Source organism: Polaromonas sp. P3_B4 (genome assembly GCF_056402835.1).
On sequence record NZ_JBFUGQ010000002.1, the window covers coordinates 160,327 to 186,413 of the forward strand.

The 26,087-nt window shown below is 60.9% G+C and carries 25 protein-coding genes; 16 read left to right on the top strand and 9 right to left on the bottom strand.

The features are described 5' to 3' along the window. The first annotated feature begins 79 nt into the window (after positions 1-79). The 4 genes from AC1DVV_RS17625 to AC1DVV_RS17640 all read left to right on the top strand — a co-directional run bounded on the left by AC1DVV_RS17625 (position 80) and on the right by AC1DVV_RS17640 (position 3,833). Complete coding sequence (locus tag AC1DVV_RS17625) at positions 80-1,861, top strand: sensor domain-containing diguanylate cyclase (RefSeq protein ID WP_477666824.1); 1,782 nt, start codon at positions 80-82, stop codon at positions 1,859-1,861. 86 nt (positions 1,862-1,947) lie between these two features. Further along, positions 1,948-2,244, top strand: coding sequence for a hypothetical protein (locus AC1DVV_RS17630; protein ID WP_477666823.1), 297 nt, complete (start codon positions 1,948-1,950; stop codon positions 2,242-2,244). Beyond that, positions 2,231-3,154, top strand: a complete 924-nt coding sequence (locus AC1DVV_RS17635; protein WP_477702428.1) for a metallophosphoesterase — start codon at positions 2,231-2,233, stop codon at positions 3,152-3,154. The genes AC1DVV_RS17630 and AC1DVV_RS17635 overlap by 14 nt, the downstream gene beginning before the upstream one ends. A gap of 16 nt (positions 3,155-3,170) precedes the next feature. Next, the gene (locus AC1DVV_RS17640; RefSeq protein ID WP_457282843.1) at positions 3,171-3,833 is read left to right on the top strand and encodes an HAD family hydrolase; all 663 of its coding nucleotides are present in this window, start codon (positions 3,171-3,173) and stop codon (positions 3,831-3,833) included. A 43-nt stretch (positions 3,834-3,876) separates the two neighbouring features. Here AC1DVV_RS17640 and AC1DVV_RS17645 read toward each other — a convergent pair whose 3' ends face one another. After that, positions 3,877-4,821, bottom strand: coding sequence for a hypothetical protein (locus AC1DVV_RS17645; RefSeq protein WP_457282844.1), 945 nt, complete (start codon positions 4,819-4,821; stop codon positions 3,877-3,879). A 54-nt stretch (positions 4,822-4,875) separates the two neighbouring features. On the opposite strand from AC1DVV_RS17645, the gene AC1DVV_RS17650 reads away from it, so the two are divergent. After that, on the top strand, positions 4,876-5,088 hold the full coding sequence (locus AC1DVV_RS17650) for a hypothetical protein (protein WP_477689831.1): 213 nt from the start codon (positions 4,876-4,878) through the stop codon (positions 5,086-5,088). Continuing rightward, positions 5,085-5,462: a YciI family protein gene (locus tag AC1DVV_RS17655; RefSeq protein WP_457282846.1), complete on the top strand. Its 378-nt coding sequence runs from the start codon at positions 5,085-5,087 to the stop codon at positions 5,460-5,462. Before AC1DVV_RS17650 ends, AC1DVV_RS17655 begins: the two co-directional genes overlap by 4 nt. Before the next feature lie 260 nt (positions 5,463-5,722). Here the strand turns inward: AC1DVV_RS17655 and AC1DVV_RS17660 are convergent, their stop codons facing one another. The 3 genes from AC1DVV_RS17660 to AC1DVV_RS17670 form a co-directional block, all read right to left on the bottom strand. Further along, positions 5,723-7,666: a potassium transporter Kup gene (locus tag AC1DVV_RS17660; RefSeq protein ID WP_477689832.1), complete on the bottom strand. Its 1,944-nt coding sequence runs from the start codon at positions 7,664-7,666 to the stop codon at positions 5,723-5,725. 82 nt (positions 7,667-7,748) lie between these two features. Beyond that, a complete protein-coding gene (locus AC1DVV_RS17665) occupies positions 7,749-8,435 on the bottom strand; it encodes a response regulator (protein WP_457282848.1) in 687 nt (228 codons plus the stop codon). After that, positions 8,432-9,946, bottom strand: coding sequence for a sensor histidine kinase (locus AC1DVV_RS17670; protein ID WP_477707223.1), 1,515 nt, complete (start codon positions 9,944-9,946; stop codon positions 8,432-8,434). Before AC1DVV_RS17670 ends, AC1DVV_RS17665 begins: the two co-directional genes overlap by 4 nt. 342 nt (positions 9,947-10,288) lie before the next feature. Here AC1DVV_RS17670 and AC1DVV_RS17675 point away from each other — a divergent pair, with 342 nt between their 5' ends. The 5 genes from AC1DVV_RS17675 (at position 10,289) to AC1DVV_RS17695 (ending at position 13,784) form a co-directional block, all read left to right on the top strand. Then, on the top strand, positions 10,289-11,449 hold the full coding sequence (locus AC1DVV_RS17675; protein ID WP_477702426.1) for an aminotransferase class V-fold PLP-dependent enzyme: 1,161 nt from the start codon (positions 10,289-10,291) through the stop codon (positions 11,447-11,449). Between the two features lie 88 nt (positions 11,450-11,537). Further along, positions 11,538-12,695: a formyltransferase family protein gene (locus tag AC1DVV_RS17680; protein WP_477666817.1), complete on the top strand. Its 1,158-nt coding sequence runs from the start codon at positions 11,538-11,540 to the stop codon at positions 12,693-12,695. Between the two features lie 48 nt (positions 12,696-12,743). Further along, positions 12,744-13,043: a hypothetical protein gene (locus AC1DVV_RS17685; protein WP_477666816.1), complete on the top strand. Its 300-nt coding sequence runs from the start codon at positions 12,744-12,746 to the stop codon at positions 13,041-13,043. Between the two features lie 148 nt (positions 13,044-13,191). Continuing rightward, positions 13,192-13,551 (top strand): DUF1801 domain-containing protein, encoded by a 360-nt coding sequence (locus tag AC1DVV_RS17690; RefSeq protein WP_477666815.1) that lies wholly within the window; start codon positions 13,192-13,194, stop codon positions 13,549-13,551. A gap of 8 nt (positions 13,552-13,559) precedes the next feature. Next, positions 13,560-13,784 carry a DUF6500 family protein gene (locus AC1DVV_RS17695; RefSeq protein WP_477666814.1) on the top strand — a complete coding sequence of 75 codons (225 nt, stop codon included), beginning with the start codon at positions 13,560-13,562 and terminating at the stop codon, positions 13,782-13,784. Between the two features lie 99 nt (positions 13,785-13,883). On the opposite strand, the gene AC1DVV_RS17700 is transcribed toward AC1DVV_RS17695, so the two are convergent. After that, entirely contained in the window at positions 13,884-14,639 is a 756-nt protein-coding gene (locus AC1DVV_RS17700) for an IclR family transcriptional regulator (protein WP_477707224.1), read from the bottom strand. A 108-nt stretch (positions 14,640-14,747) separates the two neighbouring features. Between AC1DVV_RS17700 and AC1DVV_RS17705 the strand changes: the two genes are divergently transcribed. From AC1DVV_RS17705 to AC1DVV_RS17715, 3 genes are read left to right on the top strand one after another with little or no spacing between them, the layout of a single operon-like run. Further along, on the top strand, positions 14,748-15,716 hold the full coding sequence (locus AC1DVV_RS17705) for a Bug family tripartite tricarboxylate transporter substrate binding protein (RefSeq protein WP_477702814.1): 969 nt from the start codon (positions 14,748-14,750) through the stop codon (positions 15,714-15,716). A gap of 1 nt (position 15,717) precedes the next feature. Continuing rightward, a complete protein-coding gene (locus AC1DVV_RS17710; protein ID WP_477702815.1) occupies positions 15,718-16,398 on the top strand; it encodes an RraA family protein in 681 nt (226 codons plus the stop codon). Positions 16,399-16,427: 29 nt separating this feature from the next. Beyond that, entirely contained in the window at positions 16,428-17,363 is a 936-nt protein-coding gene (locus tag AC1DVV_RS17715) for a hydroxyacid dehydrogenase (RefSeq protein ID WP_477702816.1), read from the top strand. Positions 17,364-17,420: 57 nt separating this feature from the next. On the opposite strand, the gene AC1DVV_RS17720 is transcribed toward AC1DVV_RS17715, so the two are convergent. The 4 genes from AC1DVV_RS17720 to AC1DVV_RS17735 form a co-directional block, all read right to left on the bottom strand. Continuing rightward, complete coding sequence (locus tag AC1DVV_RS17720; protein WP_477702817.1) at positions 17,421-18,398, bottom strand: Bug family tripartite tricarboxylate transporter substrate binding protein; 978 nt, start codon at positions 18,396-18,398, stop codon at positions 17,421-17,423. Between the two features lie 410 nt (positions 18,399-18,808). Next, positions 18,809-20,608 carry an ATP-dependent nuclease gene (locus AC1DVV_RS17725; protein WP_477707225.1) on the bottom strand — a complete coding sequence of 600 codons (1,800 nt, stop codon included), beginning with the start codon at positions 20,606-20,608 and terminating at the stop codon, positions 18,809-18,811. A 41-nt stretch (positions 20,609-20,649) separates the two neighbouring features. After that, positions 20,650-22,125 (bottom strand): KAP family P-loop NTPase fold protein, encoded by a 1,476-nt coding sequence (locus AC1DVV_RS17730; protein ID WP_477707226.1) that lies wholly within the window; start codon positions 22,123-22,125, stop codon positions 20,650-20,652. Positions 22,126-22,266: 141 nt separating this feature from the next. Further along, positions 22,267-23,298: an AraC family transcriptional regulator gene (locus AC1DVV_RS17735; RefSeq protein WP_477702229.1), complete on the bottom strand. Its 1,032-nt coding sequence runs from the start codon at positions 23,296-23,298 to the stop codon at positions 22,267-22,269. 181 nt (positions 23,299-23,479) lie between these two features. On the opposite strand from AC1DVV_RS17735, the gene AC1DVV_RS17740 reads away from it, so the two are divergent. Together AC1DVV_RS17740 and AC1DVV_RS17745 are read left to right on the top strand one after the other, a co-directional pair. Beyond that, a complete protein-coding gene (locus AC1DVV_RS17740; protein ID WP_477707227.1) occupies positions 23,480-25,102 on the top strand; it encodes a carboxyl transferase domain-containing protein in 1,623 nt (540 codons plus the stop codon). Between the two features lie 135 nt (positions 25,103-25,237). Beyond that, positions 25,238-26,086 (top strand): alpha/beta hydrolase family protein, encoded by an 849-nt coding sequence (locus AC1DVV_RS17745; protein WP_477666803.1) that lies wholly within the window; start codon positions 25,238-25,240, stop codon positions 26,084-26,086. Position 26,087: the final 1 nt, after the last annotated feature.

Sequence of the window (26,087 nt, forward strand, 5' to 3'; positions counted from 1 at the left end):
TAAAAGGTGCTTTAAGCCCTTAATTGACGAGTTCTGGTTGCTCCTGTATTAATAGCATCTCGGGTGAAGAATGGATTTCATGAAAGAACAGCGCGCAACCCGTTCGGCTTCGTGGCGGCAGTGCAATCCGCTGCTCTGGACCGGTGTGTTGGGGCTGGTGTTTCTGCTCGGGCTGAATTCCCCGCCCGCCACTGCCGGCAGTCCGGCGTCCTACCCCGCCCCGCTGCAGGTGCTTGAAGGCTTGCCCGCAAGCGCCACCGTTGCGCAGGTTGCGGCCATGGATGCCGCGCTCTTCAAGCCCCTGGTGAGCGGCAAGCGTTATGCAGTGAGTGCGGCCTCGCCGCTTTGGCTGCGCATGACGCTGGCGCCGGGGGGAGTGGTGAATGGCGCCGATTGGCTGCTGGAATTTCCCACCGTGATCGTGGATCGGTATGAGTTCTTCCAGCGCGATGCGGGCGGTGCATGGCGCATGGCTGTGGCCGGCGATTTTGTGGCGCATGTGCGGTGGCCTGTCGATTCGCTGCGGCCGCGTTTTCCGTTGCCGCAGCCCGGCGCGGACGCGCAGGACATTTTTGTCCGCGTGGTACACCGCTTGCCCGTCAATCTGAGTCCCGTGCTGGTAGGTACGGCAGAGGCGTCCCGGCGAGATGTGGTGCAGATGTTGTGGGTGGGCCTGCAGCTGGGGGTGATCATCACGCTGGTTCTCTTCTGCGCCCAGATGGCGCTGGCCTATCGCGACCGCACCTATGCCTGGTATGCCGGCTACCTTGTGTTTACCGTCATGGCCACCCTCTGCTACACCGGCGCGGCCCAGCGTTACCTGTGGCCCCACGCCACAACCTTTGCCAGCCACGCGATTGTGTTGTCTGTGATGGGCGCCCTGGCCTTCAACCTCCAGTTCACCCGGTCCATCTTCGGCGGGCTGCAGGGGCGGAACTTTCACCGCATGGCGCGCGTGCTGGTTGCGCTGTGCCTCATGTACATGACGGCCAGCCCCTTCGTTGAGCAGTACGACCGCATGGTGCCGATGTTTCACGCCATCACACTCAGCGTTTTTGCCTTCACCATCACCTGCGCCTGGCGTGCCTGGCGGCGTGGTGTGGCCTTCGGCGGCTACTGGCTGCTGGTGTACCTGCCCTACCTTGTTTGCGTGGCCCTCGCCCTTGCCGAAAGCTCGGGGCTTATCAACGCGCCCTGGTTGCCCGGCGAAACTCCGGTCGCCGCTGCCCTGGTGGAGGTGGTGGTCATGATGCTGTGCATCAACGCCTGGAGCCGTCTGCGCCACGCCGATACAGTGCGCGAGCAGGCGGCCGAAGAGCACGATCCGCTCACCGGTTTCCTTAACAGGAAAACCTTTCGCGACCGCGCGGCCCGCATCTGGAACGCCGCGCCAGAGCTGAAGCGTGACCTGGCCATCATCTATGTTTCTGTGGAGCCGGCCGACCCGGACGGGCTGAACATCATTGAGGCCGAAGAACTGCTGGCCCGCAGCGTGCGGCTGGTACGCACCATCACGCGCGACTTCGACACCGTGGGGCGGCTTGGCCGCAACATGCTGGGCATTGTGATGGAGGGCGTGATGCCGGGTGAAGCGTTCAGGGCCCGCCTGTCCCGGCTGGTGGCCCTGGGGCTGATGCGTGATGCCGACGACCCCACCTCCATGGCGCTGCGGTTCACCGTGGCGGTGGGTAGCCGCCGTAGCGAGGTCGGAGATTTTGCGGCGCTCGACGCAGCGTTGCAGGGCCTGATGGTGGAGGATGACCAGGCCCAGCGCGCGATCCGTTTCCTGAGTCCGCCCGAAGCCGATGGCGACTCCATTCCCGTGCGCCGTTTCGGCTCCACCCCTGGCCAGTTGCAATGAACCGCCCGCCAGGAGCTCCGGCCCCGTTCGCACGGCAGGCCGTTGGTACCATGTGAGCGGTAGCCTTAACTGGGCGGGGAGCACCAATGTTCAATCAAACCGTGCGCGGCATGTATTGCCTGCGCTGCAGCAGCCGCAAGGTGGTTCGCGGCAATTTCGAAGCGGAGCGGTTCTATCCCTTGCGTGGCTTGCTGCGCTCGCTTGTCGGCAAGCCCGTGCTTTTGCAAAACCAGCATTCACATGCCTGCATGGACTGCGGCCTGGCCTGGAACGAAGTCGATGCCGCCGAGCTGCGCAAAAACCTGCGCGCTTACGGCCTGGCGCCACACAGCACCGGCGTGATGGAGGCCGTGAACGAAGCGGGTGTTGATGTCCGTTTATGAGCGCCTGGTAAAACTGCAAAGGTCTTGCTGGGCCTGCGTTCTGGTTCCGGTGATTTTGCTGCTGGGCACATGGGTCGTCATCATCGAACCACGCTGGGTCGCCCACCGCGAGATCAGTGAAACCGTTCCGGACTGGAAAGGGCCGCCCGGCCTGAAAGTGGCCATTGCTTCCGACTGGCACTTCACCAAACGCCCGCTGTGGCGCATCATGACGGTAGAGCGTGCGCGTGACATCGTGGCGCAGATCAATGCCGCCCAACCAGACGTGGTGCTGTTGCCCGGCGACTTCATTGCCGACCGCGACTACAAGCCCGACACCGCCGCCACACCCGAGGACGAGATCGCCCAGGTGCTGGGCGGGCTGAAAGCCCGGCTGGGTGTCTATGCGGTCATGGGTAACCACGACTGGTGGCACGACGGCGAAAAATTCACCGCGGCATTCACCCGCGCGGGCATCACGGTGCTCGAGAACGACGCCGTGCCTTTACCCCTGCCCTTACCCGTGCCACCCGGAGCATCCGGAACGCCCGTCTGGGTGGTGGGCGTGGGCGACGACCACACCGGCCACTCCCAACCGGCCAAGGCGATGAGCAAGGTGCCCAAGGGCGCGCACGCCCTGGTGTTCATGCACGAGCCGGCCAGTTTGATCGACTTGCCGCCCGTGCGCGGTCTCGTCGTAGCCGGCCACACGCACGGCGGCCAGGTCTACCTGCCCTTTGTCGGCGCGCTGGTCGTGCCCGGCGCCGGCCCGCGCGACTGGGCCTACGGCTGGGTCGGGCACGAAGACAATCGCATGTACATCACCAGCGGCCTGGGCGTCAGCATCTTGCCGGTGCGATTTAACATGAGGCCTGAGTGGGTGATGTTCACCCTCAACGCAGCCAACGGCAAGCCCAAGGCGACCCCCTGAAAAAGAAAGCTGACAGATGAAGTTCGATGCCGTGTTATTTGACTGTGATGGCGTGCTGGTCGACAGCGAGCCGCTGACCAACGGCGTGCTCCGCGACATGCTGGAAGAGCTCGGCTGGAAGCTCGGCTCGGCCGAATGCATGGCCATGTTTGTCGGCAAGGCCGTCAAGGACGAAGCCGCCACCATCGAAGCCCACACCGGCAAGCCGCTGACTGAAGCGTGGATGCTGGAGTTTCGCGCCCGCCGCAACGAAGCCCTGGTCGAGTCGCTGCTGGCTGTGCATGGCGCAGTCGAGGCCGTCAGCCAGATCCACACGGCCTACCAGGGCCGCATCGCCTGCGCGTCCGGCGCCGACCGTTTCAAGGTCGAGCTGCAGCTGGAAAAGTGCGGCCTGATGCCTTTCTTTGAGGGCAACATCTTCAGCGGGCACGAGCTGCCGCGCTCCAAGCCCTTCCCCGATGTGTACCTGGCCGCCGCCGCCGCGCTGGGGGTAGACCCGAAGCGCTGCGCCGTGGTCGAAGACACTGTTACCGGCGTCACGGCCGGCGTGGCGGCCGGCTGCACGGTGTTTGGCTACAGCCCGCCCGAGCTGGGCCACGACGCGCCCGCAGCCCTGCGCGCCGCCGGTGCGGTGCATGTGTTCACCGCTATGGCCGACCTGCCGGCGTTGCTGAGCTGAAGCGACCGGGTGATGTCAGATCTTTGATGGGCTGATCTGCCAGTCAGGGCGGTTTGATGAGATCGTCAATGGCCTGCCGGTACTCGGCGATCATCGGTGTTTTCATGGCCTCGCTTCTCGTGATTCTGAGCGGATCTGGACTCGGCGGCGTGTTGACGTACCGGTACATCAAGGTCTGCTTTTCACCCAAGGTCATGACGTGCTTTTCTGTCGCCTTGACCTTGGCCAGATCAAAAATAGTTGTCGACAGCAGGTTGTGAAAAACGATGGATCTGGGGGCTTTCTCCCATGAGATGGGTTTGAATTCTCGACCATCCAATGTCGCAAGCCGATGTCCCATTGTGTTGTAACTGCTGCCCCAATTTTCTTTAGGCAGTGCTTGGTTCAAGCTGTCATCCAGTCCGGCCAGGACGAGATACCAGATTCCATCAAACCGGTTCAGGTAGATCGGCTGAAACTGAGTGATAACGGACACCTTGGGTTCACCCGCCGCCGGTTCAAAACTGAGTTCGGTACTCTGCAGGCGTGCATCCTTGAATTCGTGCAGCCGCCAGCCGGTGCGCTCATAGGTTCTGCGTGTTTCCACGACCTTCAGCTCACCATTGCCCAGCCGGATTTCTTCGCGCCATGCCAGGTCGAAGAATTGGGAGTAGAGCCCGTTCGTGGCAGTAAAAATCGCTGCTATGCCTAACGCAATAGTGACTCCTGTAAAAATGAATTGCGGCCCCGAAGGGGACCTCTGCTGTGGCTGAAAGCCGTAGTTAAGCCACTCCAGCACGTTCTTGAAGAACCACGCAAATACGAAAAATCCAGCCACCAGGCTGGGGATTCCCGTGAAGTAGGGTGAGACCACAAGAATCTCATCACCCCAGATGACAGTGGGTGCAAGATTGATGAGCAGGAAGCACGCGATGCCAATCCCTGCCGCGGTCAGGCCGCTCGACGCCACAAAAAGGACCTTGAAGAAATATCTGGATAACGAGTTCATAAGATGGGAAACCGCTTTTACTCATCGCCATGGATGCATTCCACATTGGCATCAATGTGCCTGATTGTCTACGGGCTGTCATCGCTGCGCGGGGTATGGGCTACCGCGCCAGCTGTGCTGGGGCTGCCGCCTTCCAACATGCGCCATGATGCGACCATGGCCGAATCTGGCATAAAGCCGGAATTTTCCGTGGCCAGCCTGTCGATTCCGGTCGAATCCATTCGTCGTAGAGGTGTCAGTCACCATTTTTTGAAGGAAACACCATGAAATACCTCTGCCTCGCCTACTACAACCCCGCCGAATTCGCCGCCATGCCGCCCGCCGACATGCAGGCCCTGGTCAGCCAGTGCCCGCCCAAAGACGCCCAGCTCAAGGCCACCGGCCAGCTGCGCGTCAGCGCCTCGCTGGGCGAGCCCGCCATCCGCCTGCAGCCGCGCGGCAGCAAGACGCAGAAGATCGACGGCCCGTTCACCGAAGCCAAAGAGCTGGTGGGCGGCTTTTTCATCATCGACGCTGCCAACCCGGACGAAGCCGTGAAAACCGCCTCGCTGCATCCGGCGGCCACGCTGGGCGAGCAGGCCGGCTGGCGCATCGACATGCACCCCATCGATTTCTTTGAGCAGTACGACGGCAAGGCCTGACGCGGCTGGGCGGGCGTCTGACCGGCCTTTTTGGGCCATTTTCAGGCACAAAAAAGGCCTCTGACCCAATAACAACGGGCGCAAGCAGCTATTATTTTGATAGCGTTTCCGTGTGAACTGAAAACTGGCCTGAGTGCCTTTTGAGCGCCAAAAAGTGTCAAAAACAGGCGTTTTCAGGCATCAAAAGTGCCTGCAGCCCAATGGGAGTCTGCGCAATCAGCTATCAATTTGATAGTAACTTCGCGCACTTGCTGGCTCCCTCAAATCTGCACCCGCGTCCCCAGCTCAATCACGCAGTTGTTGGGCAGCTTGAAAAACCCCGCCACGCTGCCTGCGTTGCGCGACATCAGGGCGAACAGCGCCTCGCGCCAGTGCACCATGCCCGAGCCGCGGGTGGGCACCACGATTTCGCGGCTTAAAAAGTACGAGGTCTCGAACAGGTTGATGGGCAGGCCCTGGGCCTTGCACAGCTCCAGCGCTTTCGGAATGTCGGGCGTGTTCTTGAAGCCGTAGTTCACCTCTACCCGCCAGAAACCCGGTGCCAGCGGCTGCACCTGCACACGTTCGGTAAACGGTATCCACGGCACTTCATGAAACACCACCGTCAGGATCAGGTTGCGTTCATGCAGCACCTGGTTGTGCTTGAGGTTGTGCATCAGCGCCTGCGGCACCGTGTCGGGGTTGGCCACCGCATACACCGCAGTGCGCTGTACCCGGTTCACACTGTCGGCCGACAGCGCCGTCACAAAGGGCAACAGCTCCGGGTCGTCGTGGCGGATGCTTTCTACCAGCAACTCGCGTCCGCGCCGCCACGTCGCCATCACGGTGAAGATCGCCACACCCATCACCAGCGGAAACCAGCCGCCCTGCATGAACTTCAGCATGCACGACACCACCAGCAGCAGGTCCAGCGCCACAAAGACGGCGGTGGCCGCAATCGCCAGCGGCAAGGGGTAGCGCCAGCCCTGGCGTATGACAAAGAAAGTCAGCAAGGTGGTGATCAGCATGGTGATCGTCACTGCAATGCCGTAGGCTGCCGCCATCGCAGACGAGCTGCCAAAGCCGAGCACCGTGGCCAGCACGGCCGCCAGCAGCAGCCAGTTCACGCCCGGCATGTAGATTTGACCGGCCTCGCGCGCCGAGGTGTGCAGCACGCTCATGCGCGGCAGCAGGCCCAGCTGTATGGCCTGCCGCGTCATCGAATAAGCACCCGAGATGACGGCCTGCGATGCAATCACCGTAGCCAGCGTAGCCAGCACCACGGCGGGAATCAGCCAGGCTTCGGCAAACATGCGATAGAAAGGATTTTCCAGCGCCGCCGGGTCGCGCATCAGCAGCGCCCCCTGGCCCATGTAGTTGATGGCCAGCGCCGGCAGCACCAGGCCGCCCCAGGCAAACTGGATGGGCCGCTTGCCGAAGTGGCCCATGTCGGCATACAGCGCCTCAGCGCCGGTAAAGGCCAGCACAATGGCGCCCACCGCCACAAACATGTGCCAGCCCTGCGCGCTTAAAAAGCGAATGGCGTTCAGCGGGTTCAGCGCGGCCAATATGCCGGGCTGCTGCGCGATCTCAATCGCGCCGGTAAAGGCCAGCACGCCAAACCACAGCACGATGACCGGGCCAAACAGCTTGCCGACCAGGCCCGTGCCAAAACGCTGCACCGCAAACAGCCCCACCAGCACCGCCATGCACACCGGCAGCACGTAGGGTTTGAGCGCGGGCGTCACTACCTCCAGGCCTTCGACCGCGCTGAGCACCGAGATCGCCGGGGTGATGACGCTGTCGCCGTAAAACAGCGCCGCGCCCAGCACGCCCGTCAGCAGCAGGGCCGTGCGCGCTTTCGGGTTGTGCCCTGCCGCCTTGGCCGCCAGCGCGGTCAGCGCCATGATGCCGCCTTCGCCATTGTTGTCGGCCCGCAAGATCAGCAGGATGTACTTGAGCGTGACGATCATCATCAGGCCCCAGAAAATCACCGACACCGCGCCTATGAGGTGCGCCGCATCCAGCGGCACGCCCGTGGCCGGGCTGAAGATTTCCTTCATGGTGTAGAGCGGGCTGGTACCAATGTCACCGTACACCACGCCCAGCGCGCCCAGCGTCAGCGCCGCCACGCCTTCGCGGTGGCCTTTTTTACGCGTGTTGTTGTTGGCGGCTGTGGCCTGGCCCTCTGCAGCAGCATTCGCAGTCGTTGCGACATTTCCCATACATTCCATCCCTCAGTGAAGAAGCCCTCACTGTCGGCCGGCGGGCATCAGGAAAGCATAAGTGGGCGTAAGCTGGGGCTTTTCAGTCCACCGCCAGCCGGTAACCCACGCCGGTTTCGGTCAGTAAATGCCGGGGCTCGGCCGGTTCCTGCTCAATCTTGGCGCGCAGCTGCGCCATGTAGAGGCGCAGGTAATGCACGTGCTCGGTGTACTCCGGCCCCCACACGTCGGCCAGCAGCTGCCGGTGCGTCACCACGCGGCCCGCGCTGCGAACCAGCCGCGCCAGCAGCTTGAACTCGGTGGGCGTCAGGTGCAGCGTTTCGCCGTGCAGCTGCGCGGTGTGCAGCGTCAGGTCCACACGCAAACCATCAAGTTCATGCACCGTTACGGCCGCAGCCAGGGCCGTGCCGCGGTGGCGCAGCGCCACGCGTATGCGCGCCAGCAGCTCGCTCACGCTGAAGGGCTTGGTCAGGTAGTCGTCGGCGCCCGCGTCCAGCAGCTTGATTTTTTGCGCTTCCTGGTGCCGGGCAGACACCACGAGGATGGGCAGTGAATGCTTGCGCCGCACTTCCTGCACCAGCTCTGCGCCGTCACCGTCGGGCAGGCCCAGGTCCAGCACAATCACGTCGGGCGGGTCGTTGCGCACCAGCGCCGCGGCTTCGCTCAGCGACACGGCCGTCTGCACCTCAAATCCTTCCACCGAGAGCGAGGCGCGCATCAGCTCGCGCAGGTCGCGGTCGTCTTCCACCACCAGAAGGCGCAGGCTCATGGCTGCATCCCCGCGGGTTGCTGCGCCTCGATGGGCAGCGTCAACGTAAAGACATTGCCTTCACCTGGTTCGCCAACATCACGGCGCGACGATAAAGTGAGCCGGCCCTGGTGCGCCTCTGCAATGGCACGGCACAGCGCCAGTCCCAGGCCCGCGCCGCGCGGGCCGGATTGGTCACCGCGTGCATAGGGCGCAAAGATGGCCTCGTACTTGTCTTTTGCGATTTGCGGACCGCTGTCCTTTACCGCCAGCCGCAGCGTGTTGCCCTGGGCCTCCACCGACAGCGCAATCGCGCCGGTGCTGTACTTGAGCGCGTTGTCCAGCAGGTTGTCGACCAGCTGCGCCAGCAGCACCGGGTCGGCCTTGATCAGAGGCAGCCCGGCCTGCACGGCCGAGGTGATGCGGCGCTGCGTATCGCGCTTGCGCACGCGCGCCAGCACGGTGCCGACAATTTCCTCCGGCGACTCCCATTGCCGCGCCGGCGGCTGCGCGGTGTTGGAGAGCTGCACCAGCTGCAGCGTGTTCTCCGTCACGGTCGATAAATAAGAGGCCTCACTCACAATGCTGCCCAGCAGCCGCGCCTGCTCGGCCGGGGCCAGCTTGTCGCCCTGCGTTTGCAGCGCTGATGCCGCGCCCACCACGGTTGCCAACGGCGTGCGCAGGTCATGCGAAATGGCCGCCAGAAAAGTGCTTTGCACCTGCTGGCGTTGCGCCTCGCCCTGCGCCGCCTGCATCGACTGGCTGAGCTGCAGCCGCCACAGCGCCTGCCCCAGCAGCGCGCACAGCGCCTCGGCATGTTCACGCCCGCCGGTGTCGTGTGCCGGCGCGGGCTCTACCCGGGCCGCGCCGTGCATCTGCGTCTTGTCGCCCAGCGGCAGGTACCAGGCGTTCAGCCCCGGCCAGCGCCCGGTGCCGGGCCCCAGCGTGGCCGCTTCGCGCATGCAGCACTTCATGCCGTCCAGCACTGAGGGCTCCAGCACGGCGGCGTTCGAGAGTTCGCCGCCGGCTTGCCGTGTGCCCAGCAGGCAGGGGCCTTCAAAGGCCTCATCCAGCGCCGCCTGGCCCAGTGCCGCAATTTCATCAGCGTTTGCTGCAGCTGCCAACTGCGTGGCCAGGCCCTGCAGCTGGCGCGCCCGCTCTTCGTTCAGGCGGGCCACGGCCGTTTCGCGCCGCAGCCGCGCAGACAGGTGGCTGATGGCCAGCGCCACCAGCAGCATGCTGAAAATCGCAATCAGGTGATCCCGGCTCTCCACCTCGAAGGTAAAGCGCGGCGGCACAAAAAAGTAGTTCAGCGCGGTCACGGCCACTATCGCGCAGGTCACGGACTCCTTCCAGCCCATGGTGTAAGACACGACCACCACGACCAGCACATACAGCATGGCCTGGCTGGCAATCGTGACCTGCCTGTCAAGCAGCAGCCCGCCGCCGGTGGCGGCTGCCAGCAGCACGGCCACGATGGCCCAGTGGCGCAAACTTGTGCCGGTGGCGGGTGTAGGTTCAGCAGCTTTCATCATCAGAAGCCCAGCGTACCATCGGCCGCATCAGGATTGCATCAGGAAGGGCTGGCGGGGTGTGGCGGCGGGTGTGGTGCACCGCAAGGCGCCCAAACCGCCCAAATTCTTGATTTGTATCAACTTTTGCCTATAAAAAGTGCCTGCAGCCCAATAAGAATCTGCGCGAGCCGCTATGAAATAAATAGCAGACGGTGCCCCCGGAGCGCCCGCCGCACAGCCTTCCCACGCCGCTCCCACACCCTGGGGCCTCCAGCCACCACGCATAACCCCACTGCCAAAATCGCCTCATCCTGTTAAGCTGGCTGCCCGACTTTTAATAACGATTTGAGAGACAACACCATGCCCGGACTCCTTCCCAACGTTGACCCTGACGGCCTGCTCGAGTTTTCGGTGGTCTACACCGACCGCGCGCTCAACCACATGTCAAAAAGCTTCCAGGGCGTGATGAGCGACATCTCGCGCATCCTCAAAGACGTGTACAAGGCGCACGCCGTGGCCCTGGTGCCCGGCAGCGGCACCTACGGCATGGAAGCCGTGGCCCGCCAGTTTGCGGGAGGCAAGCATGTCATGGTCATTCGCAACGGCTGGTTCAGCTACCGCTGGACGCAAATCTTTGACATGGGCCACATCCCCGCGTCGCACACCGTGCTCAAGGCCAGGCAGACCGGCCCCGGCGCGCAAGCCCCCTGGGCGCCCGCACCCATCGCGGATGTGGTGGCTGCCATCGCCAAAGAAAAGCCCGCGCTCGTTTTTGCGCCGCACGTAGAAACCGCCTCCGGCATGATCCTGCCCGACAGCTACCTGCAGGCCGTGGCCGCGGCGGTGCATGCCGTGGGCGGCCTCTTTGTGCTCGACTGCATCGCCTCCGGCGCCATGTGGGTCGACATGAAGGCCACCGGCGTTGACCTGCTCATCTCTGCCCCGCAAAAAGGCTGGAGCAGCTCACCCTGCTGTGCCATGGTCATGCTCAGCGAGCGCGCCCGCGCCGCGATAGACAGCACCGCCAGCTCCAGCTTTGCGTGTGATCTGAAGAAGTGGATGCAGATCATGGAAACGTATGAAAACGGCGGCCATGCCTACCACGCCACCTTGCCCACAGACGCCCTCACGCGCCTGCGCGCTGCCATGAAAGAAACGCAAGACTACGGCTTCGCCAAAGTCAAAGCCGAGCAGGAAGCCCTGGGTAGCAAGGTGCGCAAACTGTTTGAAAGCCGCGGCCTGCCCAGCGTGGCCGCCGAAGGCTTCAAGGCCCCGGGCGTGGTCGTCAGCTACACCACAGACCCCGACATCCAGTCCGGCAAAAAATTTCTTGCCCAGGGTTTGCAAACGGCCGCCGGCGTGCCGCTGCAGTGCGACGAGACCGCAGACTTCAAGACCTTCCGCGTCGGCCTGTTTGGCCTCGAGAAGTGGCACCAGTCTGACCGCACCGTCGGCCAGCTCGCCGCCGCACTCGACCAGATCGGCCTGACCGAGAAGGCGCGCCAGGCTGTCGCGGCCTGAGCGGCTGTTTCTCATCGGGAGCTTCGGCTCCCTTTTTTATGTTCGCTTCCGTTTTAATTCATCACTTCATTCCTAAAGAGACGTGTCCATGAAATGCGCTTTGGTCGGTTCCCGTTTTTTCGCTGCCTCGGTGTTTGAGGCGCTTCGCAAAGAAGAAGGCATTGAGTTCACCAGCATCGTCGCCCCGGCTGAAGACGACCGGCTGGCGATTGCCGGCCGCGCCGCCGGCATCCCCGTGCACGTGCTGGCCAACCCGAAAATTGTGCCCGGCGAGGCGATTGCCGAAGGCACCGAGCTCATCATCGCCGCGCACACGCATGCCCGCGTGAGCGACGACGCCCTTGCGCGCTCGCGCCTGGGTGGCATCGGCTACCACCCCTCGCTGCTGCCACGCCACCGCGGCATCGCAGCCGTTGAATGGACGATTCTGGAAGGCGACCCGATTGCCGGCGGCTCCGTCTATCACCTGGCCGACGGCTGGGACGCCGGCGCCATCGCCGCGCAAGACTGGTGCTTTGTCAAGAAAGGCGAAACCGCCCGCGAACTGTGGGAACGCGCCCTGGCGCCCATGGGCCTGGCGCTGCTCAGCAAAGTCGTGCACCACGCCCGCCTGCAAGGCAGCCTGCCCGCCGACGTGCAAGACCCGGCCTTCGCCACCCGCGCGCCCATGCTGCGCAAGGCCGTGGTGCTGACCGAAGAGGTCTCATCCGCCAACACATCGTTGGTCGTCTCCATCGTCGGCACAGACCGGCAAGGCATCGTCAGCTCTCTGGCCGACAAAGCCCAACGCTTCGGCGCCAACTGGGCCGCCAGCCGCATGACACGCCTGGCCGGTGAATTCGCCGGCATGGTCCACTTCGAAGTCCCGCGCGAAAACGCCGACAACCTCGCCAACTCACTGCGCGGCCTGCAGTCCAGCGGCCTGCAAGTGGTGGTGGCAAAGAGCGACGGCGCCAACACCCCCGCCGCCCTGCGCGTGTTTGAACTCGAGCTGGTAGGCGAAGACCGCCTGGGCATCGTCAGCAACCTGACAAAGATGCTGGCCGAGCGCGGCATCAGCATCGAGAGCATTCACACCGACATCGTGCGCAGCGGCGTCTCAGGCAAACAGACTTTCAAGGTCGAGGCGCATTTGCTGGTACCGGCCAAGTTGTCGGTGGAGGCGTTGCAGAAGGAACTGGGTACCCTGGCCAGCGAGATGATGCTGGATATTGCGTTGGGGGAGCGGCAGCTTGCTGTCGGGTAAGTCAATACGCATCTCGGGCATGAAGTGAGCTAAGAGTACGGAATAGCAATGGTTGAAATCGTTGTGGCGGTGCTGGTTGTTGGGGGCTTGGGTGTGCTTCCCATCGTTGGGCTCATCATCCAGGTGTGGCGTGACCGCCGGGGCAAGCGGAGGAATGCGCAGGGCAGGTGTTACGCCTGCGGCGGGTCGGGTCTGCTCTTGCCTCTGCCTCACTACAAAGGCGCAACCTTCAATTACTGCCTGCCATGCAGTCAACGCCAGCGCCGGATGTCCACAATGACCGGGCTTGTCGCTGCCGGGGTTCTGGTGGTGGGCTTGTGTGCCTGGTTGATCGTGCGCGAGTTTTAAGATATTTCGCTTGGAAGGGCGGCAGGTTGCCGGCAAGTCAGCTGAGATTCGGTTTGTCCGGCGTGGTGGCTGAGAGTGGTGGCAGTAACGAAAATCATGATTTGCTGTAATAGCCCTGAGTTCAAGCAATACTACAAATCCTGAAACCATGACCAATGACCGCATCTCAAAATTACTCGACGACATACGTCTTCTTGATTCTGAACGCTTCGAGCTTGTGCAAGCACTGAGAAAAATCATCCTTGGCCTGGATTCCTCGATCTCTGAAGAGGTGAAATACGGTGGGCTCCTGTTCTCCGCTGTAAAGCCGTTTTGTGGGGTGTTCTCATACGCAAAACACGTCTCCCTGGAGTTCGGCGAGGGCGCATCACTGCCGGACAAGTTCAAAGTGCTCGAGGGCGAAGGCAAATTCCGTCGCCACATCAAATTGGCATCAGTTGAAGACATCACGGGCAAACATGTTCGTGACTATCTTGCTTTGGCGCTCAAGATGTCGGCGAAGGCGTGAGGATGCAAATGCGCGCCCACCTGAAACAGAAAATAATCGATGTTTGCGAAAACAAGATCAGAGAGAAAGGCGAAAACGTCGGCGTGTCTTTCTACGCGTTTTTTGCCAACAAGAATGACAACCCGGAACTCCTGATGGAGGCCGCAAAATGGTGGATCCAAACGCACCGGCTGGACCACTTCGAGAAAGCGTTGAAGATCAGGCGTCTGGTTGAGCAGGAAGCGGTCGATTGAGAAAAACCGCGCCTTGATGCAAGTCATCCTCCAGGGCCATATCCGCCCCCGGCACCATCTCTTTTTCAGGCGAACCCCAAGACGGCTGACAAGCCGCCTTCAAGGATGCCAGCGCGAGACCGCCCGCGGCGTCTGAGCCGACTTGCTTCCGGCGAGTGCATACGACAGCTGGTTCGCCGCGCGGATGACGCTCTTTGCGTGCTTCATCAGTTTGGTCTTTGACAGCCGCGCACTCGGGCCCGAGATGCAGATGGACCCCAGCAATCGCCAGTTGAGGCCGAACACCGGCGCCGCCACGCTGGCCACTTCGGCTTCGCGTTCGCCCATCGAGATCTGGTACCCCTGTTCACGGATCGACTCGTAGGGTTCTCCCGCTGCGCCGCTGAAGGCCAGGATCACACGCCCCGGCGCGCCCTTGTTCAAGGGCAGCCTTTCCCCGACGCGCACGTGGTGCCGCACCGATTGCGGCCCTTCGACGCGCGCCACGCAGGCGCGAATGTCGCCTTCGCGCACGTAGAACGACGCGCTCTCGCCGCTTGCCTCAACGAGCTCGTGCAGCGTGGGCTCGACGATGCGATTGACGTCAAACCCGGCCTGGTAGCGCGCACCCAGCCAGCCGGCGGCCGGCCCCAGCCGCCACTGGCCGTCGTCGGCCTGCACCATGTATTGCGACAAGGCCAGCGTGCGCGCCAGGCGCAGCACCGTGGTCTTGTGCATGTGTGAGCGCCGGCTCAATTCCGCCAGCGAAAGCGTTGACTCGCCCACCTCAAAAGCTTCCATCAGCGAGAGCGCCCGCGTCACCGCGATGACGCCGCCGCCTGTCTCAACTGGCTCATTTATCGGATCGTTGCGCATGCCGCACCATGGTTCACTGTATGAAACGGTATTGTATGGCGTGCAACGCGCGCCTACAGTCACACCCATACCGCAGCTATTGTTTAAAGCGGAGCCTTGGAGACATACATGAAACTTTCCCGCCGTTACGCGCTGGCCGCTGCCGTCGCGTGTTCCCTGGCCACCAGCGCCTTTGCGCAGGCCTGGCCCACCAAACCCATTCGCCTCGTCGTCCCGTTCCCGGCCGGCGGCGGCACCGACATCATCGCCCGCGAAGTCACGAACAAGCTCATGGGCCCGGGCTACACCTTCATCGTTGACAACAAGCCGGGCTCTGGCGGCAACCTCGGTGTAGACGCCGTGGCGAAGTCACCGGCAGACGGCTACACGCTGGTGCTCGGCCAGACCAGCAACCTGGCGATCAACACGAGCCTGTATGCCAAGCTTCCGTACGACCCCGTGAAGGACCTCACGCCCGTGAGCCTCGTGGCGAGTGCGCCGCTGGTCATCGTCGTCGCGGCGGACTCGCCGTACAAGACGCTCGCTGACATCGTTGCGGCATCCAAGGCCAAACCCGGCTCCCTCAACTACGCAACCTCCGGCAACGGCACCGTCGCACACCTCGCGACCGAATCCTTCCAGAAGGCCGCAGACGTCAAGCTGACGCACGTGCCGTACAAAGGTGCAGCACAGGGAGCCACCGACCTGATTGGCGGGCAGGTGCAGCTTTATGTGTCATCCATCCCCACGCTCATTGGCCACATCAAGAACGGAAAAATGCGCGCCATCGCCGTCACGTCGGCCAAACGTACCGAAGACCTGCCGCAGGTGCCAACCATTGCCGAGTCCGGCTACAAGGGCTTTGAGGCCGTGACCTGGTTCGGTATTGCCGGGCCTGCGAACCTGCCAAAGGATGTCGTCGCCAAACTCAACGCCGACATCAACAAGGCGTTGCAGGCGGCCGACCTGCGCAAGAAGCTGCGCGACCAGGGCGCCGACGTGGCAGGCAGCACGCCGGAGCAATTCAGCAAACTGATCCGGGAAGACATCACCCGCTGGGGCAAGATTGTCAAAGAATCCGGTGCGAAAGTAGATTGACATGACACAAGACATCATCCGCAAATTTGACCGCGTGCCGGCCGCCGTTGTGCGCGAAGCCGCTAAATTCCAGCCCGCCATCCTGGCTGACGTGGCCGGCCGCCGGGGTGCGATGCACGGGCGTATCAAGGCACTGCGCCCGCGCATGAAATTTGCCGGAACGGCTCTCACGGTTGAAGTTCGCCCTGGCGACAACCTGATGATTCACGCGGCCATGTCGTTGGCACAGCCGGGTGATGTGTTGGTCATTGACGGCAAGGGTGACCTCACCGCCGCGCTGATGGGCACCATCATGATGACCGCCTGCAAACAGCTGGGTATCGTCGGCGTTGTCATTGACGGCGCAGTGCGGGACACCCTGGAGATCGACGAGATGGATTTCCCTGTCTTTGCGGCCGGGTACAACCCGAACGGCCCCACCAAAACCTGCCCGGGCCGCATCGGCCACCCGGTAACGGCAGGCGGCGTCACTGTGCATGCGGGCGACTTCGTGATGGGCGACGCGGACGGCGTTGTCGTGGTGGAGCGCGGGAAGATCGAATCCCTGCTGCCGCTAGCTGCGAAGAAGGTGGCTGACGAAAACGCACGGATAGCGGCGATCAAAAAAGGCGACACAGCGGCCAAGTGGCTGGAGTCAGCGCTGCGCAGCGCCGGTGTGCTGAAAGAAGGCGAGTCGCTGTGAGAAATGGGCAACCTGCCATAAAGTCCGTCATGAAACCCGTCATTCTTGTCACTGCGGCAGACCTTGCACCCGAAGCGCTGGCACTTCTGCAGGGCTACGAAGTCATCTACGCCGGCAAGACGCCGACGGAAGAAGACATCGTCGCCCTCTGCAAGCAGTACGACCCGGTGGGCATCATCGTGCGCTACAGCAAGGTGGGTGCTGCCGCCATCGCGGCGGCGCCGTCCCTGCGCGTGATCTCCAAGCACGGCAGCGGCACCGACACCATCGACAAGGTGGCCGCCGCCGCGCGGGGTGTCGAAGTGCGTGCCGCGGCCGGCGCCAACGCCAATGCCGTCGCCGAGCAGGCCCTGGCATTAATGCTCGCCTGCGCCAAGTCAATTCCCGTGCTGGACGCGCGCATGCGCGCCGGCCACTGGGACAAGGCCACCCACAAAAGCGTGGAACTGTATGGCAAGACTGTCGGGCTGGTGGGCCTGGGTGCCATCGGGCTGCGCTTTGCACGCATGGCGAGTGCATTGGGCATGGAGGTCTTGGGCTTTGACCCATACGCCAAAGAGCTGCCGGAATTCATGACACGGGTCGAGCTCGAAACGCTTTGGCAAAACGCAAATGTGATTTCGCTGCATTGCCCGCTGACGGACGACAACCGCAACCTGCTGAATGGCAGCACGCTGGCCAAGTGCAAAAGAGGTGTGATCATCGTCAACACGGCGCGCGGTGGGCTGGTAGACGAGGCCGCTTTGCTCGAAGGCCTTCGCAGCGGACAAGTCCATTCTGCAGGCCTGGACAGCTTCAGCGTGGAACCCATGGCGCCAGGGCACCCCTTCCAGAACGAGCCGGGTCTCATCCTGAGCCCCCACATCGGCGGTGTCACGAGCAACGCGTACGTGAACATGGGCTTTGCGGCTGCAAGCAACGCGCGAAGCGTGATTGAAGGCGTTACCGCTGGGGCTTTGGCTTAGCTTTTGATCAAGGGCTGCCTGGGGCACGCGCCCCAGCCCCGCCGGCGCCTTTCGCTTTTACTGCGGCACCAGGCCAGCGGCTTTCACCAGGTCGGCGTGGATGCGAATCTCTTCTGAAATCACTTGCGCCAGGGGCTTGGCCTCATCGGGCGCCGGCTCCATGCCGATATCCAGCAGTTTGGTTTTGGCATCGCCCCTGAGAAACGCCTTCGCAGACTTGCTGAGCTTGTCGATCACCGGCTGCGGCGTTTTGGCGGGCACCAGCAGGCCGATCCATGCCGACAGCACTACATTGTTCACGCCGCCTTCGCGCAGCGTGGGAATGTCCGGCGCAGAAACGGCGCGTTTTTCACTCAGCACACCCACCGCATGCAGCTTGCCCGACTTGATGTGCGGAAGCGCCTCCGGCAGCGGCGCAAAGGCCATGTCCACCACGCCGCCGATCAGGTCGGTAATGGCCGGTGCACCGCCCTTATAAGGAACGTGCAGCAGCTTGGCGCCCGTCTGGCTTTCAAACATCAGCCCCGCCAGGTGTTGCGGGCTGCCGTCACCTGAAGAGGCATACGTCAGCTTGCCCGGGTTGGCCTTGGCCGCCGCCAGAATGCTGGCCGGCGTTCCATACTTCGCCTTGTCGTTCACCACCAGCACCATGGCCTGGTTCACCAGCTTGGTCACCGCCACAAAGTCGGTTTCCGGGTTGTAGGGCAAGGTTTTGAAGATGCTCTTGTTTGTCGTCAGAAAGGAAGCCGGCGACACCATGATGGTGTAGCCATCCGGCGCCGCCTTGGCCACCACCGGCACCCCAATCTGCCCCGAGCCCCCGGCCCGGTTGTCCACCACAAAGGGCTGGCCCAGGTCAGTGGTCAGCTGCTGGCTGACCTGGCGCGCTACCATGTCGACACTGCCACCAGCCGGCAGCGCCACGATGACTTTGACTGGGTGGCTGGGGTAGGGCTCTTGCGCGAAGGAGGGGGCTGCGAGCGCCAGGCCGGACGCGGCGCAAAGCGCCAGGCAAGCGGTGCGGGTGAATGACATAGGTTGCTTTCAGAGTTGGGGTGCCGGGCATCGCCAGTTCGCGCTCTGCAAACTTGCTTTGCTTAGCGCATGGGGATGCAAGTTGTATGCCTGCAGGCAGGGTTTAGAACTGGAACTGGTAGGCGAAGACCGGCTGGGCATCGTCAGCAACCTGACGAAGATGCTGGCCCGATAGCGGCATCTGCATCGAGAGCATTCACACCGACAGCGTGCGCAGTGACGTCTCAGGCAAGCAGACCTTCAAGGTGGAGGCGCATTTGCTGGTGCCGGCCAATTTGTCTGTGGGGCGCTGCAGAAGGAGCTGGGGACTTTGGCCAGCGAGATGATGTTGGATATTGCGTTGGGGGAGCGGCAAGCGGCTGTCTCTTGAGGTGAACGGTAATTAGGTGTTTAGCCTTTTCGCTGCAACATCAGGGTTTGTTGCTCGAAAGAATGTGAGCCAGAAAATTTGCCAGCTCTTGCATGTCATCAGTCTCCCTTGCCACCAATATTTCAGTCAATTTAACTCCGTGCTTCACCTTGTCATATGTAAGACGCGCTTCCGTTAGCGATGAAAAAGCATCGCTTAGAAGTTCGGCGGCGTGCACGCATTTAGTCCATTCTTTAGATGGATAGGGCGCAATGGGGTCCGTTAACTTCCAAAACTTCTTCTTTCGAGCGTGAGCCTTTAGCCAGTCGGAAACGGTTTCTTCTGTGGTGGCTGCTTCGGGGTCTCCAGCGTTGATGACGTTGGAAATCGCCAAGGCGTCTATAAGATAGTTCTCAAACAAGCGCCTAGGTAGCCAGCTTATTAACCCAGCCGCTTGCCTGTTGAGATCGGTCTTGTCTTTGGTTGAGCGACCCTCGTCATCTAGGATAAATGCCAAAGCCTTCGGCATTAAGGTCGGCCCGCGACTCAGGCTCGTGTAGATGCCGAGAATTCTCGAGGCGTCTTTTTTGTTGAGATCTCCAGTTTGAATAAGACTGAGAATCTGAACTCCTGCCAATGGTTTAGCGGCAACCTCACGCAAGATTATTGGGAAACAATTTTCCTCCGTCTTACCTTCAACCCAAAGAACGCTATCCGCCCCAAATACATCGCTTAATCGTGCACCTACCTCAAGTAAAAAGTCTCGTGAGGTTTCTTGAGACTCAGCTGGTACCTGAACAATCTTTGTTTCCTGCAAATTACGTCGCGCTATGAAAATGCGATCGGTATTCAGAAGTGCGGAGGGGGAGTGAGTGGTGACTATGTATTGATGCTGGGGGTAAGCACGAAGGATTTCGAACAACTTCCGAAAAGCTCCGGGATGAAGGAAGCTTTGGGGCTCGTCGATGCATATGAGTTGTGGATCATTGGACGTCACAATTGCATAAAGTATTGCCAATACTTGAGATATTCCCGTTCCACTGTCAAACAGGTGAATTGCTAAATCACGGCGCTGAGTTTCGATTGGTATGTTCCAAACTTTTGCTACGGCATGCTGGGAAGATATTTCGGTAGTTACCCACTCGATCTCCGGGAATACAGTCCTTAAGTGCCGCATAAGCACGGCATACCGGTGAGGGTCTCCTGCTGCCAGAGAATTAAGTACTTCTGAAAGGTTCCCCGCATCGGGATGCAGGGTTAGCGAGCCGCCAGCAGAAAAATTGGAGCGCCCCAAGCGCTCTGCTTTGAAGCCGTAAATACGCTTGCGCAATTCGTCCCGTAGCGCATTGGCGGCATCTGGAATGGGGCTGTATACGTTACCCACATCAAAAACGAGGTCTGTTGGATACCCAGCGTTTTTTATCTCGATTTTCGGGCCGCGCGTCGTGAACGTGTTGTCACGGAACACGGAGCTTTGAGGAGCACCATCTACCCAGCTACATCGTAACTTGAACGGCACATTTAGAGCTGCATTCGCAAGGGCTTGCGCTTGTGGATGAAGCTGTTGATCAAGCGCGAAAGAGAGTCCTGCATATTGGGCGAGATAAACCTTCGCGTCAGCGGGCGTAAGCTGAAACAGCATTTCTACCTCACTCGAAGGCCTTACTTGAGAAGAAATCGCTGGTGCCGTAGTTTGACTTCTGTGTGGCTTAGCGGTGAAAGCTAGGCTTAGAGCCTCAATAAATGCGCTCTTGCCTGCATCGTTTTTCCCCACCACCACATTCATTCCAGAATCGAATTCGATCTCGCCTGAATCGAGGTAGCTTTTGTAATTGGTAATCCTGGCCGTCAATACCTTCATCTCGTTTCCCTCTGGACTTCTCTTCTAGTTTGCATACCTGTTTACGCATGTAACCCGCATGTCGCCACGGCATCCACATAAGTTTGCGGACCTGGGATCCGTTGATTATTTGTAGAGCTGCGCCTGCCTTGCATGAAGGACGTTGCTATGTCGGATTTAAAGGTCGGATCGCCTCTGACCAACTGCACGGCTTGTTCATATGTCATCGACCACACCGTGTAGTAGACCTGCATAAGGGTAGAAAGCGTCATACTTTTCTCTACCCAATGGCTACTATTCTCTTGACGTTTTGCATAGATGGCGACGGTAGCGTTGGGCTGAGAAGTAAAAGGCCCCATCTTTGTAATATCCTCTTCTACTGCGGATCCCTCGCTGAGCCGTGCGAACCAGGGTGGTAGCTTGTATTTCAGTGCAGCCAGATAAAAAAGCCAGTGCAGATGCAAAGTTTGATCCTTTAAATCAGTAGCAGCAAGACTGGCTGAGTTAAGAACGTGCTCCTGTTCTCTCAAGGAGAGACCAAACAACTCAGCGATATCCGCAAAGCAGCGTGCCGTGAAATCTTCAAGTCCGCCCTGCACATACATCTCCTGAAAGACGTGCATTCCAAGCAAATTCGACTCCTTAAGCAGCAGTTTTGCGTAACTCAAATTGGTGGGGCGGGGTAATCGAAATTCCAGATCGAAAAATCGATGCAAATATCCTTGACCATCGAAATCCGATCCATACAGAGCACGTACTGATTTCGAAAGTTGGTCGATATTTACGCAGAGGACAAACACAATGCCCTTCACGCTGAAGATGTGCTTTACCTCCTCAAGAAGTCTGATAGCGAAGTCTGGTCGACAGCGGTCTACCTCATCGATAAAGACGAAGAGCGGTTTGTGTAAGTCTGCATTCTCTTCAACGAGTTGTACCAACTGACCGAGCGCTTGCTGAAATGCCTCTACGCCTTGTCGACGTTGCTGGTAGCCTTCAAGCGTTTTTTGCATGAACTGCTCGATTCCCTTTCCAACAATTTCTGCGGACGCTGCACCCGATATCTCGATGGCTTCCGATGTTTTCCCAGTCTCAATCGCTGCGAGTAGTTCGTCGGTTTCCAGTCCGATAACTTTGCGCACCACTGACTTTCCAATGACTTTCGCGGCAGGCATTAGTGCTTTACCCATGCTCTTGACCATCACTGCCGATTGGGCTTCGATCTTTTTTGCGACTGTCGTTGAAAGCCCCGCTTCCTTTTTGAGTTTATTGATGGCCTGAGTCAGCTCTGCAATGAACGCCACCATAGGGTCGTCAACGTGGTCATTCTTCCAAGCGTCAAAGATTACAACTGGGTGGTTTGCTTTTAGGCTTTCAGCCCACCGTTGAACGAAGAACGATTTACCGGCGCCCCATGGCGCATCCAGTGCAACAGTCACCCCGTTTGAATGTATCGCTGCCTTTTGGATGAGGAATTTTGCCCACTTATCCGCGTAAGCGGAGCGCTCGAAAATATCTCCGTCCCAATGTTCTTTAGCCATGTTCCCTCTCTTTTTCCTCATGATGGCGCTATGGCGCTAACAATGCAATCGCGATTTGTGTTTGGACACGACTTCGATTAGCGGTTCAAGTCGGCCTCAATCCTTGGTGAATGTCGCGCAGTTGACGTGTTGCCGATAGCGCTAGTTCTTTAGTCGAAATCCCGCTGGCGATGTTCCCGCCCATACTTGAAACGCCCGAATAAAACTCTTCTCATTCCGGAACCCCGAAGCGTCAGCCACTTGCTTGATCGGCTTTGAGGTCCGCAGCAACAACTCCTTCGCCTTCTCAAACCGCACCTCGTCTTTCAGCTGCTGCAGCGAAGCGCCTTCTTCCTGAAGCTGCCGGTGCAATGAGCGCGCTGACATGTTCAGCGCCGCAGCCAAGGTCTCTGCATTGTGCGAAGCCACCGCAGGGTCCGCCAGCGCCTGCCGCACCTGTTCCACCAGCAACCTGTCGCGCCGGTACTGCAGCACCGTCAGCGGCAAAGCGCGCTGCAGCATCTGCTGCAAGGCCTTTTCGTCACGCCGCAGCGGCAAGGCCAGGTAGCGCGCGTCGAACCGGATCTCGGCCTGCGCGGCATTGAACTGCAGTGACGGCCCAGGAAACATCAGCCCATAGGCCTCTACATGCAGCGGCGCGACAAATGGAAACCTTGCGCCTTGCAGCGGAATGCGCGAATCCACATACCAGCAGGCCAGGCCGTGGATGTTGCGCAGCACATGCACCAAAGCAAACTCACCGACCTGGCCAGGCACCTTCTCTTCAACGCTGATGGCGGCGGTGTCGCCGGAGGTGCTTAGGCGCAAGGTGATGTCGTCGGCAATCAGTGCGTGGTGGCGGCACCAGCGTTTGAGGGCCACGCCCAGGTTGGGTGAACTGATGGACGCGCGGGCCAGCATGCCGTAGCTGCCCCAGGGCAGTTTGCGACTGAAGGCGCCCAGGCCTTCGTCGCCCAGCTCTTGCATGGCGGCGCCTGAAAGAAGCTCCATCTGGCGGGCGGTGATGTGGGTGTTGGCTTGTTTGAGTTGTGCTGGCGTGATCTGTGCCCGTTTCAGGGCTTCTGATGGGCTTTGGCAATAGCGCTTATAGGCGGCCGAAATGCTTCTGGCGAAGGCCATGGGCGTGGCGGCTTTGGGTGAGTTGGCGGGCTTTGCAATGGCTTTCATGGGCATGACGGCAATTTTCCGCGCAGGTGGCAGGATTTGCAACCTCATTGGCTGTGCCTGTGGGGCGGGTTTTCGCTAAGCTGGCTCTTTAGCGCTAATCTGGCGCTAAGGTAGGGCCCACGCGCCCGTAGGTCTGGCGCATGCCAGCCCCGTTTCAGCGCCTTTCACCCGTATTTCAGGAATTGCCATGCCCGCTCTGGAGACAAAACTCAACGCCCGCTCTGCCGACTTTCAGGCCAATGCCGCCGCCATGCAGGCGCAGGTAGATGACCTGAACGCGCAAGTGGCCAAGGCCGCCCTGGGCGGCGGTGAGGCCACGCGGGCGCGGCATGTGTCGCGCGGCAAGCTGCTGCCGCGTGACCGCGTGCAGATGCTGCTGGACCCGGGAACGCCTTTCCTTGAGCTCGGTACCCTGGCCGCCAAAGACATGTACCCCGACCGTGACGGCACCGACAGCGCGCCCTGCGCCGGCGTCATCACCGGCATCGGCCGTGTCAACGGGGTGGACTGCATGATCGTGTGCAACGACGCCACGGTGAAGGGTGGCACTTACTATCCGATGACGGTGAAAAAGCATTTGCGCGCGCAGGAAGTGGCGATGCAAAACAACCTCACCTGTATCTACCTGGTCGACTCGGGCGGTGCCAACCTGCCGAACCAGGACGACGTGTTCCCTGACCGCGACCACTTTGGCCGCATCTTTTATAACCAGGCCAACATGAGCGCGCAGGGCATTGCGCAGATTGCCGTGGTGATGGGCAGCTGCACGGCCGGCGGCGCGTATGTGCCGGCCATGAGCGACGAGACCATCATCGTGAAGAACCAGGGCACCATCTTTTTGGGCGGCCCGCCGCTGGTGAAGGCGGCTATTGGCGAAATCGTCAGCGCGGAAGACCTGGGCGGCGGCGATGTGCACACGCGGCTTTCGGGTGTGGCCGACCACCTGGCGCAAAACGACGCGCATGCGCTGGCGCTCGCCCGCCAGGCGGTGGCCAGCCTCAACAAAACCAAGCGCTTCGACCAGGCCCTGCGTACGCCGGTGCCGCCGCTCTACAACCCGCAAGAGCTGCATGGCGTGATTCCGGTGGACCCTAAAAAGCCGTATGACGTGCGCGAGGTGATTGCCCGCATCGTCGATGGCAGCGAATTTCATGAGTTCAAGGCGCGCTTTGGCCCCACGCTGGTTTGCGGCTTTGCGCACATTGAGGGCATGCCCGTGGGCATCATCGCCAACAACGGCATTCTGTTCAGTGAATCAGCCCAGAAGGGCGCGCACTTTATTGAGCTGTGCTGCCAGCGCAAGGTGCCGCTGGTGTTTCTGCAGAACATCACCGGCTTCATGATCGGCCGCAAATACGAAGCCGAGGGCATTGCCCGCCACGGCGCCAAGATGGTGACGGCCGTGGCCACGGCCCAGGTGCCCAAGTTCACCGTGATCATCGGCGGCAGCTACGGCGCCGGCAACTACGGCATGTGCGGCCGGGCGTATTCACCACGCTTTTTGTGGATGTGGCCGAACGCGCGCATCTGCGTCATGGGCGGCGAGCAGGCCGCCGGCGTGCTGGCCACCGTGAAGCGCGACGCGATTGAAGCCAAGGGCGGCACCTGGAGCGCCGAAGAAGAGGCCGCCTTCAAGCAACCGGTGCTGGACCAGTTTGGCCAGCAGTCGCACCCGTATTACTCCACCGCGCGTGGCTGGGACGACGGCGTGATTGACCCGGCGGATACGCGGCGTGTACTGGCGCTGGGGCTGTCGGCCACGCTCAATCAGCCCATCCCGGATACGAAGTTTGGCGTGTTCCGCATGTAAGCCTGCGGAGCGAATAAAGACCATGAACAACACCTACGTCATTCTGAGCATACGGAAATCGTGTGGGAAAGAAATGGCCAAAAAGGTATTGACGTGAAACAGTATCGACTTTGGCCCTTCCTGTTATGTGCCGCAATGCTTGTCACCACCGGCACCGCGCAGGCTCGCTTGCGTGAAGACCAGTTCGACTTGCCGGTGAAGGTGGTCGACGCGTACGGCAAGACGATCGAGCACACCATCAAGGTGACCGTCTTCTCTGACGGCGTGAATCCCTGGCCGGCCCCGGTGCTGGTGCTCAACCACGGGCGTGCTGTCGAGCCGGAAGACCGGGTGAAAGTCGGGCGGGCACGGTTCAGCAACGCGTCGAAGTTTTTTGTCCAGCGCGGCTTTATCGTCGCCGTACCGACACGTATCGGCTACGGCGTGAGCGGTGGCGAGGACGTGGAATACAGCGGTGCCTGTAATCGCAAGAACTATCCACCGGGCTATGCGGCTGCGGCTGCGCAGACTCTGGCGGTGCTTGAGGCCGTGCGGCAACGTCCGGACGCTGCGAAGAACCGGGCTGTTGTGATGGGGCAATCGTACGGCGGAACTACGGCGGCTACCGTCGCTGCGCTCAACCCGCCGGGTGTGCAGGCCAGCATTAATTTCGCCGGAGGCGGGGGAGGCAACCCCAAAACCCACCCGCAACAACCCTGCCAGCCGCAAATGCTGGAACGCCTGTTTCGCGATTACGGGGCAACGGCGCGCATCCCCATGCTCTGGGTCTATACCGAAAACGACATGTACTCTGGCCCGAAGCTGCCAAGGGAGTGGTTCGACGCCTATGTGGCTGCGGGTGGCAAGGCCGAGATGACGCAATACCCTCCGCATGGCGAAGACGGGCACAGCCTGTTTTCCCGCTTTCCCGAGGTGTGGCAGCCGCGGGTTGCCGAGTTTCTTGACACCGTGGGCTTTAGCAAGCCAGCCGGAAAGGACAAATGAG